The following is a 15,990-nucleotide window of genomic DNA, read 5'->3' as shown; positions in this document are numbered from 1 at the left end:
GAGCGAGGAATGGCCGGGAAGAATTGGAATGTGGCCCGGAACGGTCTAGATGAGCGCCGCAGGAGCGCCGCCGAATGTCGTGTAGCGACGGACCAAATAAAAAAACCCAACCGTTCTTGGTTGGGGTTTTAAGTTTGGTGGAGGCGGCGGGAATCGAACCCGCGTCCGCAAGCACTCCGCCTTTGGCTCTACATGCTTAGTTCTGCCGATTATTTTTAACCGGCTACTGCCCGGCAAACAGGGCGTGTAGACGGCGGTCCCGGTTAAGTTTTAGCGATTCCGTCCCGGACGTACTTCATCGCGATCTTGTGAGATATGACGCCTGAAATGTCCCGAAGGACTCTGGACGCACAAGCACGGCTCCAGTCAGACGGCTTCTACCGGTTATTAAGCGGCGAGAGCGTAGTTGTCGTCGTTGGCAACTATAGTGTTACAGAATTATTAACGAGGGTATCTGTATCCTCGGCATGCACCTCAGGTTTCATCACCCACGTCGAAGCCATGTCGCCCCCTGGGTAAACCCAACAGACAGTATACAGGCTCTGTTGGTTCCTTGTCCCCCTGATATTGGGTGCCCGGGCTGTTTTTTCAAGGGTTGCTGTCCGACAGACTTCTAGTGGGCCTTGAGGATACGCTGTTTGTCGCGGTCCCAATCCCGGTTCTTTTCCGTCTCCCGCTTGTCGTGCAGCTGCTTGCCCTTGGCCAGGCCGATCTCCAGCTTGACCTTGCCCTTCTTCCAGTACAGGGCGATCGGCACCAGGGTGTAGCCCTTGCGCTCGACCATGCCGATCAGCTTGTCCAGCTCCTGCCGGTGCAGCAGCAGCTTGCGGGCGCGCATCGGCTCCGGGTTGATGTGGGTGGAGGCGCTGAGCAGCGGGGTGATGTTGGTGGCGATCAGGAACGCCTCGCCATTCCTTATGAACACATAGCTGTCGGTGATCTGCACCCGGCCATCGCGCAGGCTTTTGATCTCCCAGCCCTGCAACGAGAGGCCCGCCTCGTAGCGCTCTTCAATGAAATACTCGTGTCGCGCCTTCTTGTTCAGGGCGATGGTGGAACCACCTGGCCCGGACTGTTTTTTGGATTTTTTTGCCATGGGCGGATTGTATGTGACGGGGCGGGGCGGAGGCTAGTGGGTTGTGGCGCTTTGTCGGGGTTAACTTGTGCTGCCCGGGGTTTTCCCGGAAAATGCCGGCTCCTTGTCCCTTGGGCAGGGTGGTGAGCAGGCAGGCAGTCGGTCAGTCAACGAACTTGCGGAGGATTCACTCCTTGTCCAAGCGTATCTCCATTCATGGTCAGTGGTCATCCCGCCTGATGTTTATTCTGGCGGCGACCGGCGCTGCCATTGGTTTGGGCAATATCTGGAAATTCCCCTACATGGCCGGTGAAAATGGCGGCGGGGCCTTTGTCCTGGTCTATCTGCTCTGCCTGGCGCTGATCGGTATCCCGATCATGATGGCGGAGGTGTTGATCGGGCGACGTGGCCGTCAAAGCCCGGTCAACACGCTGCATAGCCTGTCGGTCGAGGCGGGGGCAAGCGGCAGTTGGCGACTGGTGGGTTGGGCCGGCATGCTGGCCGGTCTGGTGATTCTCTCCTACTACAGCGTGATTGCCGGCTGGACCCTGGCCTATCTGATGCGCATGCTGAGCGGGACCTTTGTGCGGGTGACCGCCGAAGGATCGGGCAGTATCTTCGCCCAACTGGTGACCGATCCCGAACGTCTGCTGGCGTGGCATACCATTTTTATGGTGATGACCATCAAGGTGGTCTCGCGCGGGGTGACCAACGGCCTGGAGAAGGCGGCGAAGATCCTGATGCCCATGCTGTTTTTCCTGGTCCTGGTGCTGGTGGCCTATGCCGCCCGCAACGGTGACTTCGCCCAGGCCTTCAACTATCTGTTTTATACCGATTTCAGCAAGCTGACCCCGGCGGGGGTATTGACCGCGATGGGCCATGCCTTCTTTACCCTTAGTCTGGGGATGGGGGCGATGCTGGTGTATGGCTCCTATCTACCCAGTGGCGTCTCCATTGCCCAGACATCGATACTGGTGGGCTTGCTGGATACGCTGGTGGCCCTGTTGGGCGGACTGGCCACCTTTTCTATCGTCTTCGCCAATGGCCTGGCGGCGGGCGAGGGACCCGGGCTGATATTCCAGACCCTGCCCATCGCTTTCGGGCAGATGCCCGGGGGCATGTTCTTCGGAGCCCTGTTCTTCCTGCTGCTGGTGTTTGCGGCCTGGACCTCGGCCATCGTGCTGATTGAACCGCTGGTGGCCTGGCTGATCGAGAATCGCGAGATGGAGCGCATTCGCGCCGCCATCTGGACCGGGATGGTCGCCTGGCTGCTGGGTATAGTGACCATCCTCTCGTTCAGCCACTGGTCATTCAGCTTCCACTTCGGTGGGGTCCTGAAGCGGCATGGTCTGTTTGATGTGCTGGATATCGTGACTTCGAGTATCATACTGCCCCTGGGGGGGCTGTGCATGGCACTGTTCGCCGGCTGGGTAATGGCCCGTGATTCCGTGGTGGATGAACTGGGTGGCCTTGCCGGTGTCGGTTTCAAGCTATGGTATTTTATTATTCGTTTTATTACGCCCGCGGCCATGCTGCTGATTTTCTTGCGGGCGATAGGAGTCTTATAGTTGCCAGTCGTCCACAAGAGTGCCCTGGTACCCCATTCAGCGGCCGAGATGTTTGAACTGATCAATGATGTCGAGTCTTATCCCCAGTTTCTGCCCTGGTGTAAATCCACCCAACTGCTGTCCCGTAACGAGGAGGAGTTGTGCGGCCGGCTGGAGGTGTCGCGTATCGGGATAAGCCAGACCTTTTCCACCTGTAACCGGCTTTTCCCCTATGAGCGGATCCTGATTACTCTGCACGAGGGTCCGTTCAAGCGGCTCCAGGGTGAGTGGCGTTTTACCGCCTTGCGTGAGGATGCCTGCAAGGTGGAACTGGAACTCGATTTCGAGTTTTCCGGAAAGCTGATCAATTCGGCGTTTGGTGCGGTATTCAGCCAGATCGCCGGCACATTAGTCGATGCATTCTGTAAGCGAGCAGACGAGGTAGCCCGTGGCAAGTGAACAATTTGAGATTGAAGTCGCCTATGCGAAACCCGAGGAGCAGGTGATTTTGACGGTGACCGGCGAACCGGGGATCACCGTGCAACAGGCGGTTGAACGCTCGCGCATTACCGAACGTTTTCCGGAAATCGACCTTGCCAGCGCAAAGTTCGGTGTGTTCGGCAAGGCGGCCAAGGGGGATACCCCGTTACAGCCGGGGGATCGGGTGGAGATTTACCGCCCGCTGATCGCCGATCCCAAGGAGGCCCGTAAAAAGCGCGCGGCCGAGGGCAAGCAGCTCAAGAAGGGGGGTGGAGAAGGTTGATTTTGGCCGCGGGCCCCGGCCCGGCCGATCCCCCCTGCGCGAGCCCTATGCAATAACTCACTCCGAACCGATACCGACGCTTTCCAGCGCCCGGGAGAACAGGCCTTTGCGGTCGCCGGTGTAATCGGGTACCGAGATGATGCTCTCCTCCGCCGCTATGGTTTCGGCGATTGCCGGGGTTGGCTGGGGCCGATAGTCGCCTTCGATCTTGATCAGGCGGTCGTCCTCGAAGAAGAGCGCGACCCGTTCCCGGGTCACTTCCTTATTCCCCACCTTCATGCTGTAGAGGTAATCCCAGCGGTCCTGGTGGAATACGTCCACCAGCATCGGGGTCCCCAGCAGATAGTTGACCTGGCTCTTCGACATGCCCGGTTTGAGTTTGTTGATCGTCTCCTGGCTGACCACGTTGCCCTGCTGGATATCCGGCCGATGGATCAGCGGCAGGCGGTTCAGTGCCTCGGGAATGGCGTCGCTCACGTCCTTGACGGTGGAGCAGCCGGTGACCAGCAGGCTTGCGCCACATACCCAATAGATGAGAAGCTTTTGCATTCACTCTTTCCGCTTTGTAAGGGGATTGACTATATTTAATAAGATGACCGGAATGATACCTGATTCACGGTATGAAAACACCCGAGGTGACTTGTTTTGGAAGATCAGGAAATTAGAAAAGCGGGCCTGAAGGTCACGGTGCCCCGGGTGAAGATACTGGAGCTGCTGGAGACGAGCCCCGAACGGCATGTCAGCGCGGAAGACGTCTACAAGATGCTGCTGGCGGCCGGTGAGGAGATCGGCCTGGCGACGGTTTACCGGGTGCTTACCCAGTTCGAGGCGGCCGGGCTGGTGGAGAAACACCATTTCGAGGATGGCTATTCGGTTTTCGAACTCAACAAGGGCAAGCACCATGACCACATCATCTGTGTCACCTGCGGCCGGGTGGAGGAGTTTGTCGACGAGACCATCGAGAAGCGCCAACGGATAATTGCCGAGGAACTGGGTTTTCAGATCAGTGAGCATGAACTGGTGATCTACGGCAAGTGCCTGGACAAGAACTGCGACTGCAAAAAAAGGGGCGATTGACCCGCGTTGCGGGTACGCTCGCCGACCCCGCTAGCCGTTGATCCGTTCGACCATCTCCCGGGCGTGATTCAGGGTGTGCGGGGTGATCTCCACCCCGCCCAGCATGCGCGCTATCTCGTCTATCCGGGAATCCCCTTCCAGCCTGCCGAGGCTGGTGTGGGTCTCCTGCCCATTGCTCCCCTTCTCGACCCGCAGGTGGTGATGTCCCTGGGACGCCACCTGGGGCAGGTGGGTGACGCAGAGCACCTGCTGGCTGTTGCCGATCTGCCGCAACAGCCGTCCGACAATCTCCGCGGTGCCGCCACCGATACCCACATCCACCTCGTCAAAGATCAGGGTGGGCACCTGGGTGCAACTGGCCGTGGCGACCTGAATCGCCAGGCTGATGCGGGAGAGCTCGCCCCCCGATGCCACCTTGGCCAGCGGCTTGGGCGGTTGCCCGGGGTTGGCGCTGACCAGGAACTCGATCTGGTCCAGACCGTTGGCCGAGGCTCGTTCCGCATCCAGCGCGGACACTTCCACCACCAGCAGGCCATTCGGCATGCCGAGGGAGTGCATGCCCTGGGAGACCTGTTCAGCCAGACGTCGGGCGGCGCTCCGGCGCGACTCGCTCAGCTGGTTCGCCTGCCCGAGGTAGGTATTCCACAGCGTCTCTACCTGCAGCTGTAGCGCGGCCAGGTGGGTGTCGGCATGGTCCAGCTGATCCAGCTCCTGCTGCAGCCGTTCCAGCAGCGGCGGGATCTCCTCCGGTTTGCAGCGATATTTTCTCGCCAGGTCATGGATCTCACCCAGACGCCGGTCCAGCTGCTCCAGGCGGGCGGGGTCGAGTTCCAGGTTGTCGGTGTAATGGCGGAGCGAGGAGAGCGCTTCGCTGATCTGGATCCCCGCACTGTCCAGCAGCTCGCAGGCACTCTTCAGGCCCGGGTCCACCCCGGCCAGCTCCAGCAGTTGGCCATGGGCGCGGCTGATCCGGGAGAGGGCCGCGTCGTCCTCGTCGTCCAGGCAGACGAGGGCAAAATTGCAGCGCTCGATAATATTTCCGGCATTACTGAGCAGCCCATGTTCCTGCAGCAGCCCGTCCAGCTCGTTTTCCCCCAGGTTGAGGGTGGTCAGCTCATTGATCTGGTAGCGCAACAGGTCGATTCTGGCGCCCCGTTCCTCGGCGCTGGTTCGCAGCGTGGCGAGCCGCTGTTCCGCCTCGCGCCAGGCGTTGTAACCCTCGTCGGTCTGCCGGCACAGCGCGGTATGCCCGGCGTATTCGTCCAGCAACTGGCGCTGATGCGGGCGCCGCAACAGCGACTGGTGGGCATGCTGGCCGTGGATGTCCACCAGTTGATCTCCCAGCTCCTGCAGCGCCTTGAGTGGGGCGGGGGAGCCGTTGATGAAGGCGCGGGAGCTACCGTTTCGCAGCACGACCCGGCGGATCATGCACTGGCCATCGTCATCCAGGGTGTGCTGCTCCAGCCATTGGTTGACGGCGGGTAGTGCCCGGGTATCGAACAGGGCGGTGATCTCCGCCCGGTCGCAATCGGTGCGGATCATGCCGGTGTCGGCACGGTCCCCCAGCACCAGTCCCAGCGCATCCACCAGGATCGATTTGCCGGCACCTGTCTCGCCGGTCAGCACCGTCATGCCGGGCTGCAGCTCGACTTCCAGGGTGCTGACGATGGCCAGGTCTTTGATGTTTATCTGTTGCAGCATCTGGGACTACTTATCCTTGGGGTTGGTGTTGTGCTCACTCCAGCCGAGTTTGGTTCTCAGGATATAAAAGTGATCATGGTCAACCGGGTGAATCAGCCGCACCGGATGGGCGTGTTTGCGTATCCTGACCCTGTCGCCCTTTAGTGGCAGGCTGGTCTGGCCGTCGCAGGTGACTCGCAGGTGCACGTTCTCCGCCGGATCGCAGACGACAATTTCGATCTCGCTGTCGCCGTCCACCACGATCGGACGGTTGCTCAGGGTGTGGGGGCAGATCGGCACCAGCAGGACGGCATTCAGGTCGGTATGCAGCAGCGGGCCGCCACCCGAGAGGGCGTAGGCGGTGGAGCCGGTCGGGGTGGCGATGATGATGCCGTCGGAGCGCTGCACATTGACGAAGCTGCCGTCGATATAGGTCTCGAATTCGATCATGCGGGCGATGTTCCACTTGTGCACCACCACGTCGTTGAAGGCGGTGTGATGGGCGCCGTCGATCTCCGCGCTGAGCAGGAACCGGGACTCTTCACGGTACTCACCGGCGAAGATCCGCTCCAGCGTGGAGAGCATCTCCCGGGGGGATATGTCCGCCAGAAAACCCAGCCGGCCGAGATTGATCCCCAGTAGCGGCACCTCATAGTCGGCCAGGCTGCGCGCGGTGTGCAGCAGGGTGCCGTCACCGCCGACCACAATGGCCAGGTCCGACTCGACCCCCAGATCATCCAGCGAGGCGGCAATCATTTTATGATTCGGTACCCGGGCGGCGGTGCTCTCCTCGAGCAGCACCCGGTGGCCGCGCTCCAGCAGAAACTTCCCCAGTTCGAGGATCGCCTCGCGGGGGGCGACATCCCCGTGTTTACCGATCAGGCCGATCGTATGAAATTTCTCAGGCATGGGCTTTTTGGTCTTCTATTCAAGCGGCGGATTCAGAGATGAAACTTAGCACGGCCTCCGTGACCGTGGCCAGCCAGCCGATAGAATACGCCAAGACGACGTCATCTAACGCTGAGCAGGTCGAGGATCTGCCTGCTTGCTTGCCGGGACGCCGTAAACCCATCCCTGGGGGCTTGCCGCGGCCATCCATGGCCGCGGACACCCGTCAATGACGTGAATGGATTCACTAATGCCGCGAGGGCAGGGATGCCCAGGAGCGGCCAAGCAGCCAGATCCTCTCTCACAAGTATTTGCGCGTTTAGATAACGTGGTCCTGTAGCATACGCTTTAGGGATCGTTTCTTGACACTCCCGGGTGCGAAAATGATAATCCAGGGGTTAGCACTCGGCGGTCAAGAGTGCTAATGGGCGGTTTTCTGCCGCATCCTCGCGGTGGGTGCACGTGTACTACAGAGGTTGGATGTGACAGTTAAAAAGGTGTCGAGTGAATTATCGGTAAACGAACGTGCCCAGCAATTGCTGAAAGTCCTTATAGAACGTTATATCCAGGACGGTGAGCCGGTGGGCTCCCGCACCCTGTCCCGTGACTCCGGGCTTGATCTGAGCCCCGCCACCATACGCAACGTCATGGCGGATCTGGAAGACCTGGGTCTGGTCTCCTCCCCGCATACCTCGGCGGGCCGGATTCCGACCGTCTCCGGGTACCGCATGTTTGTCGATACCCTGGTCACGCTGAAACCGCTGGAGGCAGGCAAAATAAGGCAGCTGGAGACGGGGTTGTACTCCTCGGCCGATCCCAAGATACTGGTCGAGTCCGCCTCGAAACTGCTGTCGAGCCTGACTCACATGGCCGGATTGGTGATGATCCCGCGGCGCAAGCAGCTGACGTTCAGGCAGATTGAATTTCTTCCCCTCTCCAGCAAGCGGTTGCTGACCATCCTGGTGACCACCGAGGGGGAGGTGCATAACCGGGTGATCGATGTGCGCAAGGCGTACACGCCATCCCAGCTGGTACAGTTCGCCAATATGCTGAATCAGCACTATTCAGGGCTATCCATGGAGGAGATGCACAAGCGGTTGGTGCGGGAGATGGAGCAGGCGCGCAAGGACATGAACCAGATCATGGCCCAGGCCCTGGAGATGGCGGAGCAGGTGATCGATCCGGAGATCAGTGGCGATGACTATGTCATGGCCGGCCAGACCAACCTGATGGATTTCAATGATTTCTCGCAGATGAACAAGCTTCGTGAGCTGTTCGATTCCTTCACGGAGAAGAACGAAATTCTGCATTTGCTCGACGGCTCGATGCTGGCCGAAGGCGTACAGCTGTTCATAGGCGAGGAGTCGGGATACAAGGCGCTGGACCAGTGTAGTCTGGTCACCGCCCCGTATCAGGTGGACAGCAAGGTGGCCGGGGTCCTGGGGGTGGTGGGGCCGACCCGCATGGCCTATGACCGGGTGATCCCGATAGTCGACATCACCGCCAGGTTGTTGAGCACCGCCATGCAGACGCGAAAAGCGAAATAATTGGCCATTTTGTCTTGAAACGGCCTTAACCATCCCCAGTTTGTGGGGATTATCGGAATACCCTCTCAATCAGATCGCCAATCTTGGTGACTGTTTGTTTTATTTTCAGACTTCAACAGGTTAGAGGAAACAGGATGAGCAAAGATCAGGAACAGGTCGGCGATCAGGCGGTGATTGACCAGGCCGCCGAGAGCGGTGTCGAGGTCGAGTCAAGCCAGGCGCAGCCCCCAGCCGAATCGCAGACCCCTGAAGAGTTGACCCTGCTGCTGGAAGATGCCCGGTCCAAGGCGGACGAGCACTGGGATCAGCTGGTACGCACCCAGGCGCAGATGGACAATCTGCGGAAACGGCAGGAACGGGAGCTGGAAAACGCGCACAAATACGCCCTGGAACGCTTTGTCAACGAACTGCTGCCGGTGCGCGACAGCATGGAAATGGGGCTGGCGGCCGCCAACGACGAGAACGCCACCATTGACCACCTGCGCGAAGGGACGGCGCTGACCCTGAAGCTGTTCGCCGATGTGATGGAGAAGTTCAACGTGGTGCGGATCGACCCCGAAGGGCAGCCCTTTGATCCGGAACTTCATCAGGCCATGGGCATGCAACCGCGCAGCGATGTGCCGCCGAACACCGTGGTGGTCGTGGTGCAGAAGGGATATACCCTGAATGGCCGCCTGGTGCGGCCGGCCATGGTGATGGTCTCCCAGGCCGCACCCAATCAGGTGGATGAACAGGGCTGACCTTGAAAACCGGAGGGTTATCCCCATCTGGGATAACATCCGTAAACAAGTATTTTTAAATCTAACAGACAGTTAACCGGAGAGATCAAACAATGGGAAAGATCATCGGAATCGATCTGGGCACAACCAACTCCTGCGTGGCAGTGATGGATGGCGACGGCGCCCGTGTTATCGAGAACAGTGAAGGCGATCGCACAACCCCCTCCATCGTGGCCTACACCAGTGAGGGTGAGGTTCTGGTCGGCCAGTCCGCAAAGCGGCAGGCGGTGACCAATCCCCAGAACACCCTGTTTGCGATCAAGCGTCTGATCGGCAGACGTTTTACCGATGACGTGGTGCAGCGCGACATCGAGATGGTGCCGTACAAGATCGTGAAGGCGGATAACGGTGATGCCTGGGTCGAGGCGAACGGCAAGAAGATGGCCGCCCCGGAAGTTTCGGCAAAGATCCTTCAGAAGATGAAGAAAACCGCCGAGGATTACCTGGGTGAAGAGGTGACCGAGGCGGTGGTAACCGTACCGGCCTACTTCAACGACTCGCAGCGTCAGGCCACCAAGGATGCCGGTCGTATCGCCGGACTGGATGTCAAGCGGATCATCAATGAGCCGACCGCCGCCGCACTGGCCTACGGCATGGACAAGAAGCGCGGCGACCAGAAGCTGGCGGTATTCGATCTGGGTGGCGGTACCTTCGATATCTCCATTATCGAGATCGCCGAGATCGACGGCGAACACCAGTTCGAGGTGCTCTCCACCAACGGTGACACCTTCCTCGGTGGCGAGGATTTCGACCTGCGCATTATTGACTACCTGGTGGAGACCTTTAAGAAGGATCAGGGCTTCGACCTGCGCAATGACCCGCTGGCCCTGCAGCGCCTGAAAGAGGGTGCTGAAAAGGCCAAGATCGAACTCTCCAGTGGCCAGCAGACCGATATCAATCTGCCCTACATCACGGCCGATGCCAGTGGTCCGAAACACCTGAACATCAAGCTGACCCGCGCCAAACTGGAGGCGCTGGTGGATGATCTGGTGAACCGCACCATCGCCCCCTGCCGCACGGCACTGAACGATGCGGGACTGAGCGCCTCCGAGATCGATGAGGTGATCCTGGTCGGTGGACAGACCCGTATGCCCAAGGTCCAGGCCACGGTCGAAGAGTTCTTTGGCAAGACCCCCCGGCGCGATGTCAACCCGGACGAGGCGGTGGCCATCGGCGCGGCCATTCAGGGCGGTGTGCTGGGTGGCGAGGTGAAGGATGTGCTGCTGCTGGATGTGACGCCCCTGTCCCTCGGTATCGAGACCATGGGCGGCGTGATGACCAAGCTGATCGAGAAGAACACCACTATCCCGACCAACGCCAGTCAGGTATTCTCGACTGCCGATGACAACCAGACCGCGGTGACCGTGCATGTGTTGCAGGGTGAACGCGAACAGGCCAGTGCCAACAAGTCGCTGGGCCGTTTCGACCTGACCGATATCCCTCCGGCGCCACGGGGCATGCCGCAGATCGCGGTGAGCTTCGATATCGACGCCAACGGTATCCTCAATGTCTCCGCCAAGGACAAGGCCACCAACAAGGAGCAGTCGATCATCATCAAGGCCTCCTCCGGTCTGAGCGATGATGAGGTGGACCGGATGATCAAGGACGCCGAGGCGCACGCCGATGAGGACCGCAAGTTCAACGAGCTGGTCCAGGCGCGCAACCAGGCGGACAACATGATCCACGCCATCCGCAAGTCGATGGACGAACTGGGTGAGGAGAAGCTGGAAGCGGGGGAAAAGGATTCCATTGACGCCGCGATCAAGGAGCTGGAAGAGGCCATCAAGGGCGACGACAAGGAGGCGATCGAGGCCAAGACCAAGACCCTGACCGATGCCTCGGCCAAGATGGCGGAGCGGCTCTATGCCCAGAAGGGTAGTGACGAAGCCGCCGCGGCGGCCGGATCCGCCGACAGCGGTGCCAAGTCCAAGTCGGCAGGCAAGGACGACGACGTCGTCGACGCGGAGTTCGAAGAGGTCAAAGAGGACAAGTAACGATAACCTGTGGACGGCCTGACCGTCTGATAATTGATAGCCGAGGCGCGTTGGTATGGAGGGGCTGGAAAGTCCCTGCATACCCTCGCGCTTTGGCGGTTTACAAAGTAGATCGAATATGTCGAAGCGTGACTTTTACGAAGTTTTAGGTGTCAGTAAGAACGCCAGTGAAGCCGAGATCAAAAAGGCCTATCGACGGCTCGCCATGAAACACCACCCGGATCGCAATGCGGGAGACCAGACAACGGATTCGGAGAAGCGCTTCAAGGAGGCCAAAGAGGCCTACGAAGTGCTGTCGGATGCCCAGAAGCGGGCAGCTTATGACCAGTTTGGGCATGCCGGGGTGGATAACTCCGTGGGCGGCGGATACGGGCATGGCGCCGGAGGAAACTTCAGCGATATCTTCGGTGATGTGTTCGGGGATATCTTCGGCGCTCGGGGAGGCGGCGGCTCACGCGTCCATCGGGGGGCCGATCTCCGTTACAACCTGCAGCTGTCGCTGGAGGACGCGGTGGCCGGAACCACGGTCAAGATTCGTGTTCCCACCCTGGTCAAGTGTAATCCCTGTAATGGCACGGGCGCCAAGAAGGGCACCAAGCCCAAGGTCTGTACCACTTGCGCCGGCCATGGCCAGGTGCGGATGCAGCAGGGCTTCTTCTCGGTGCAGCAGACCTGCCCGACCTGTCGCGGCAAGGGTTCGGTGATCGAATCCCCCTGTCCGGCCTGTCACGGTGCCGGCCGTATCCAGGAGCACAAGACGCTTTCGGTCAAGGTGCCGCCCGGGGTGGATACCGGCGATCGCATCCGTCTTGCCGGTGAAGGCGAGGCGGGCGAGAGCGGCGGGCCTCCCGGTGATCTCTATGTACAGATCGCGGTCAAGCCGCATGAGATCTTCAGCCGGGAAGAGAATCACCTGTTCTGTGAAGTGCCCATCAGCTTCGCCAGCGCCGCGCTGGGCGGCGAGCTGGAAGTACCGACCCTGAATGGCAAGGTGGTGCTGAAGATCCCCGCCGGCACCCAGTCGGGGAAGATGTTCCGGATGCGTGGCAAGGGGGTCAAGCCGGTGCGCGGCGGCCCGGTCGGCGATCTGCTGTGTAAGGTGATGGTCGAGACACCGGTCAATCTCACCGAGCATCAGAAGGATCTGCTGCGACAGCTGGACGAGACCATGCAGGGTGCCGGCAGCAAGCACAGCCCGCACTCCACCGGCTGGATGGACGGCGTAAAGAAGTTTTTTGAGGGCATGGGGTTTTAAGGACTCTTGCCCGACAATTCGCAGATCCGATTAAAAAACCAGCGACAGGAACAGCAGCGATGATCAGAGTAGCAGTGGTGGGGGCCGCCGGGCGGATGGGCAAGTCGCTGATCCAGGCGGTGTCCGACACCGAGGGCTTTACCCTGGGGGCGGCAACCGAAAGACCGGGCAGCACGCTGGTCGGCACCGATGCGGGCGAACTGGCCAGCATCGGCCGACTCGGCGTGGCCGTCCAGGATTCGCTGGCGGCGGTTGTGGAGGCGTTCGACGTGGTCATCGACTTTACCGCGCCACCGGTGACCCTGCAGCATCTGGCGGTCTGCCGTGCCCATGCCAAACGGATGGTGATCGGGACCACCGGTTTCTCCGCGGCGCAGCGGGCCGAACTGCAGACGGCTGCAGCGGAGATCCCCATCATCCTGGCCCCCAACATGAGTGTCGGGGTCAACCTCTGTTTCAAATTGCTCGATATCACCGCCCGGGTGATGGGCGATGACGTGGACATCGAGGTGATCGAGGCCCACCACCGTCACAAGGTGGACGCGCCGTCCGGTACCGCCCTGCGCATGGGCGAGGTGGTGGCCGACGCGCTGGGGCGTGATCTGAAGACGTGCGCGGTTTATGGACGGGAAGGCATCACCGGGGAGCGGGATCGCAATACCATCGGCTTTGAAACCATCCGTGCCGGTGACGTGGTGGGTGACCATACCGTGCTGTTCGCCGCCATGGGCGAGCGGGTGGAGATCACCCACAAGGCCTCCAGCCGCATGACCTTTGCCAACGGGGCGGTGCGCGGCGCCGGCTGGCTGATGCAGCGCGACAGCGGACTGTTCGATATGCAGGATGTCCTGGGTCTGCGCTGAAGCTGAACTCCCCAGATCGGGCGCTCAAGGGGTAATGCGCGCCTTGCGTCTGCTCGCTCCACTGCTGCTGGTTCTCCCCCTGCTGTATGCGTGCGGCGGGGGGCGGACGACCCCGGAGGAGCAGGTCCGACAACTGCTCGATAGCGCGGAGCAGGCCGTGGAGTCCCGTTCCCTGTCGGCGGTTGCCCCGCTCCTGTCGGAGTCCTTCAGCGGCACTGCCGCCCCGGACAAACAGGCGGTCATGCGTCTGTTGGCCGGCTATTTTGTCACTCATCAATCGATCCATTTGCTGACTCAGGTGAGTCGCCTGGAGCTGACCGGCCCTGGTGACGAACAGCGCCAGGCCGAGGTCACGCTGTTCGTAGCGGTCGCCGGGCAACCCGTCACCACCGCTTCGCAGCTGCTCTCCATCCGGGCCGACCTGATCCGGCTGGAGCTGATGCTGATCCTGGAACAGGATGCGTGGCGTGTGGTCTCGGCTGACTGGCGAAGGGCGGAAAAGCGCGACTTTCTCGAATAACCCCCCAGGGCCACGCCATCTAAACACGCAACTGCTTGTGAGAGTGGATCGCCCCACTCAGAGTTAGATGACGTCGACCCCACCCCACGATCCAATTCCGTTGGCACAGTTACTGCTTTTGACATTTCAGTCCATTCAGCACAGGCCGGGAGTGATTTGTGAATAGTGCGGTATCGGGGTCAAATATGGTTGCCTCTCTACAGCCTGCTTCGGCGGGCAGCAGTCGGTCGGGCGGTTCGGCTAGCGCCTCGGGACAGGGCGGTCTGGCGGATTTCAAAGCGATCATTTCCGCACAGCGATTGACGCCCGAAGGTATGGCCAGGCTTCAGGAGCTGTTGCCGCCCGAGCAACTCAGCCAGCTTGAGTCCCTGCTTGAGAGTGGCAACGGTTTGCCGTTGTCGGCAGAAATTGCCGATCCTGCCAACGCACCGGGCAACCTTTCGTTGTTACAGTGGATGCTTCAACTGGCCGGCACCGACGGGGTGGGAGAAGAGATTGCCGCCACGTTTGGTGGGCAGGCCGGGTCCGGTGCTGCCTTAACGGTGGCGGACCTGAGAGCCATGCTGCTGCGACAAGGGGGCGGCGGCCTGTCGGCGAATGGCGCATCGGAGTCGGGCGGACGGGCGTTCAATCCGACGCCGGATAACCCGGCGGCACAGTTGCTGGGAAAGGTTGATCTGCCCGTCGAGGGTGCGGGATTTAAACCGGTGTTGGTCGCCGGTGAACTCCCGGTGGGCCTGTTGAAGGGCGATGGCCAGACGACAGCGAGCCCGCTGTCGGCGGTGGCCTCCGGGCTCGAGCAGCTATCGGCCCGGCGATCGGAGGTGTTCACTCCCCCGGCCATTCAGCTCCCCACCGGCACGAAGGGGTGGGATAACCTGCTCAGTAACCGGGTCATGTGGATGGTGGGAAATCAGCTGCAGCAGGCATCGGTGCATATCACGCCGCGCCATCTCGGCCCCATCGATATCCAGGTCTCGATCCAGAATGACCAGACCAGTGTCAGCTTCCTGGCACAGAACGCGGCTGTCAAAGAGGCGCTTGAAGCGGCGATTCCCCGACTGCGTGAGATGTTTGCCGATAGTAACCTGCAACTGGTCAATGTGGATGTGGGGCAGCGTGATAGCGGCGATCGGGCGAGCGGTGCGGATCTGTTTCAGCAGGCGGCTACGGGAGACGGGAACAACTTTTCGGTTCCCGGGCAACCCGGCGGCGATGACGACAACGCGCAGGCAGAAATCGACCCTGTCGGTACCCTGACCGCCAGTGCACTGGTCGATGACTATGCCTGAGTAATTGTGCTGGCCGCGTAAGCGGGTGTCGGCAGAGTCCGCGGCACAGCGCCCGCCCCCGCCATTCTGTCGCCGATTACCCGCGGCTCGCTTCCGACGGGGATTTTTGCCGCCGGAGCGAAACGATCCGCAAGCGAAAGCGGTTCAACGCCTTATCCCGCCTGAGCTCGTGGTTCCCCCTCTCCCCCGGGCGGGGCCATCTGATTTCCGCTTGAAAAACAGCCGCAGGGTCGGTCGATATTCGCCGTTATTCCCGGCCACGGCAATTTCCCGGTACGGTTCCAGCTGAATCTTGGTTATTATACCCGCTACCCGAACCCGAGCGATGATGGGAGAGACGAGACCGTGCGATTTCTGAAGCTGATTTTCATTCTACTGATCATGATGATCGGCGCTGCGTTTGCAGTCATGAATGCCGAGGCTGTGCGACTCAATTACTATTTTGGCGTGGAAGAGCTGCCGCTGTCAGTGATACTGGTCGCTGCCCTTGCGCTGGGGGCGATTCTGGGAGTGCTTGCCATGTTGAGCGGCTCACTCCGGTTGCGCCGCGAGAACATGAGCCTCAGGCACAAGGCGAGACTGGCGCGCCAGGAAGTGAACAACCTCCGCTCAATTCCGATAAAGGACAACTGAGACCATGCTACGGAAAGGGATGATGCCGTTCAGTTTTTCTGTCTCACCACTCCACTGCAAGTCACCAACTGAACCCG

At 60.5% G+C, this 15,990-nt stretch carries 16 protein-coding genes and 1 other RNA gene; 12 read left to right on the top strand and 5 right to left on the bottom strand.

The window, feature by feature from the left end:
* Positions 1-135 precede the first annotated feature (135 nt).
* Positions 136-512: a transfer-messenger RNA gene (gene ssrA, locus O9K64_RS05030) on the bottom strand.
* A gap of 101 nt (positions 513-613) precedes the next feature.
* The gene (gene smpB / locus O9K64_RS05025; RefSeq protein WP_275096988.1) at positions 614-1,096 is read right to left on the bottom strand and encodes an SsrA-binding protein SmpB; all 483 of its coding nucleotides are present in this window, start codon (positions 1,094-1,096) and stop codon (positions 614-616) included.
* Between the two features lie 173 nt (positions 1,097-1,269).
* Here smpB and O9K64_RS05020 point away from each other — a divergent pair, with 173 nt between their 5' ends.
* From O9K64_RS05020 to O9K64_RS05010, 3 genes are read left to right on the top strand one after another with little or no spacing between them, the layout of a single operon-like run.
* Positions 1,270-2,643 carry a sodium-dependent transporter gene (locus tag O9K64_RS05020; RefSeq protein ID WP_275096987.1) on the top strand — a complete coding sequence of 458 codons (1,374 nt, stop codon included), beginning with the start codon at positions 1,270-1,272 and terminating at the stop codon, positions 2,641-2,643.
* A complete protein-coding gene (locus O9K64_RS05015) occupies positions 2,644-3,081 on the top strand; it encodes a type II toxin-antitoxin system RatA family toxin (protein WP_260292468.1) in 438 nt (145 codons plus the stop codon). It abuts the gene before it with no gap.
* Positions 3,071-3,385: an RnfH family protein gene (locus O9K64_RS05010; RefSeq protein WP_275096986.1), complete on the top strand. Its 315-nt coding sequence runs from the start codon at positions 3,071-3,073 to the stop codon at positions 3,383-3,385. Before O9K64_RS05015 ends, O9K64_RS05010 begins: the two co-directional genes overlap by 11 nt.
* A 57-nt stretch (positions 3,386-3,442) precedes the next feature.
* Here O9K64_RS05010 and O9K64_RS05005 read toward each other — a convergent pair whose 3' ends face one another.
* Complete coding sequence (locus tag O9K64_RS05005; protein WP_275096985.1) at positions 3,443-3,934, bottom strand: outer membrane protein assembly factor BamE; 492 nt, start codon at positions 3,932-3,934, stop codon at positions 3,443-3,445.
* A gap of 96 nt (positions 3,935-4,030) precedes the next feature.
* Here O9K64_RS05005 and fur point away from each other — a divergent pair, with 96 nt between their 5' ends.
* Complete coding sequence (fur, locus tag O9K64_RS05000) at positions 4,031-4,462, top strand: ferric iron uptake transcriptional regulator (RefSeq protein ID WP_275096984.1); 432 nt, start codon at positions 4,031-4,033, stop codon at positions 4,460-4,462.
* 30 nt (positions 4,463-4,492) lie between these two features.
* On the opposite strand, the gene recN is transcribed toward fur, so the two are convergent.
* Positions 4,493-6,163, bottom strand: coding sequence for a DNA repair protein RecN (recN, locus tag O9K64_RS04995; RefSeq protein ID WP_275096983.1), 1,671 nt, complete (start codon positions 6,161-6,163; stop codon positions 4,493-4,495).
* Between the two features lie 6 nt (positions 6,164-6,169).
* Positions 6,170-7,051 carry an NAD(+) kinase gene (locus O9K64_RS04990; protein ID WP_275096982.1) on the bottom strand — a complete coding sequence of 294 codons (882 nt, stop codon included), beginning with the start codon at positions 7,049-7,051 and terminating at the stop codon, positions 6,170-6,172.
* Between the two features lie 461 nt (positions 7,052-7,512).
* On the opposite strand from O9K64_RS04990, the gene hrcA reads away from it, so the two are divergent.
* The 8 genes from hrcA (at position 7,513) to O9K64_RS04950 (ending at position 15,913) form a co-directional block, all read left to right on the top strand.
* Entirely contained in the window at positions 7,513-8,577 is a 1,065-nt protein-coding gene (hrcA, locus tag O9K64_RS04985; protein ID WP_275096981.1) for a heat-inducible transcriptional repressor HrcA, read from the top strand.
* 134 nt (positions 8,578-8,711) lie between these two features.
* Complete coding sequence (gene grpE, locus O9K64_RS04980) at positions 8,712-9,317, top strand: nucleotide exchange factor GrpE (RefSeq protein WP_275096980.1); 606 nt, start codon at positions 8,712-8,714, stop codon at positions 9,315-9,317.
* Positions 9,318-9,409: 92 nt separating this feature from the next.
* On the top strand, positions 9,410-11,350 hold the full coding sequence (dnaK, locus tag O9K64_RS04975) for a molecular chaperone DnaK (protein ID WP_275096979.1): 1,941 nt from the start codon (positions 9,410-9,412) through the stop codon (positions 11,348-11,350).
* Between the two features lie 118 nt (positions 11,351-11,468).
* On the top strand, positions 11,469-12,605 hold the full coding sequence (gene dnaJ / locus O9K64_RS04970; RefSeq protein WP_275096978.1) for a molecular chaperone DnaJ: 1,137 nt from the start codon (positions 11,469-11,471) through the stop codon (positions 12,603-12,605).
* 59 nt (positions 12,606-12,664) lie between these two features.
* Positions 12,665-13,468, top strand: a complete 804-nt coding sequence (dapB, locus tag O9K64_RS04965) for a 4-hydroxy-tetrahydrodipicolinate reductase (RefSeq protein ID WP_275096977.1) — start codon at positions 12,665-12,667, stop codon at positions 13,466-13,468.
* A gap of 34 nt (positions 13,469-13,502) precedes the next feature.
* Positions 13,503-13,988, top strand: coding sequence for a hypothetical protein (locus O9K64_RS04960; RefSeq protein WP_275096976.1), 486 nt, complete (start codon positions 13,503-13,505; stop codon positions 13,986-13,988).
* Positions 13,989-14,302: 314 nt separating this feature from the next.
* Positions 14,303-15,280 (top strand): flagellar hook-length control protein FliK, encoded by a 978-nt coding sequence (locus O9K64_RS04955; protein WP_275096975.1) that lies wholly within the window; start codon positions 14,303-14,305, stop codon positions 15,278-15,280.
* 345 nt (positions 15,281-15,625) lie between these two features.
* On the top strand, positions 15,626-15,913 hold the full coding sequence (locus O9K64_RS04950; RefSeq protein ID WP_275096974.1) for a LapA family protein: 288 nt from the start codon (positions 15,626-15,628) through the stop codon (positions 15,911-15,913).
* The last annotated feature ends 77 nt before the right edge of the window (positions 15,914-15,990 follow it).

Origin of the sequence: Sedimenticola hydrogenitrophicus (assembly GCF_029017505.1) — a bacterium.
Lineage (GTDB): Bacteria > Pseudomonadota > Gammaproteobacteria > Chromatiales > Chromatiaceae > Sedimenticola > Sedimenticola hydrogenitrophicus_A.
This window is presented reverse-complemented; position numbering and strand designations above follow the sequence as displayed.

Bases quoted from the DNA above. Each gene is read 5' to 3' on its own strand.
- smpB (WP_275096988.1), bottom strand. From the start codon at position 1,096: ATGGCAAAAAAATCCAAAAAACAGTCCGGGCCAGGTGGTTCCACCATC.
- O9K64_RS05005 (WP_275096985.1), bottom strand. From the start codon at position 3,934: ATGCAAAAGCTTCTCATCTATTGGGTATGTGGCGCAAGCCTGCTGGTC.
- recN (WP_275096983.1), bottom strand. From the start codon at position 6,163: ATGCTGCAACAGATAAACATCAAAGACCTGGCCATCGTCAGCACCCTG.
- O9K64_RS04990 (WP_275096982.1), bottom strand. From the start codon at position 7,051: ATGCCTGAGAAATTTCATACGATCGGCCTGATCGGTAAACACGGGGAT.
- grpE (WP_275096980.1), top strand. From the start codon at position 8,712: ATGAGCAAAGATCAGGAACAGGTCGGCGATCAGGCGGTGATTGACCAG.
- dnaK (WP_275096979.1), top strand. From the start codon at position 9,410: ATGGGAAAGATCATCGGAATCGATCTGGGCACAACCAACTCCTGCGTG.
- dnaJ (WP_275096978.1), top strand. From the start codon at position 11,469: ATGTCGAAGCGTGACTTTTACGAAGTTTTAGGTGTCAGTAAGAACGCC.
- dapB (WP_275096977.1), top strand. From the start codon at position 12,665: ATGATCAGAGTAGCAGTGGTGGGGGCCGCCGGGCGGATGGGCAAGTCG.
- O9K64_RS04960 (WP_275096976.1), top strand. From the start codon at position 13,503: ATGCGCGCCTTGCGTCTGCTCGCTCCACTGCTGCTGGTTCTCCCCCTG.
- O9K64_RS04955 (WP_275096975.1), top strand. From the start codon at position 14,303: ATGGCCAGGCTTCAGGAGCTGTTGCCGCCCGAGCAACTCAGCCAGCTT.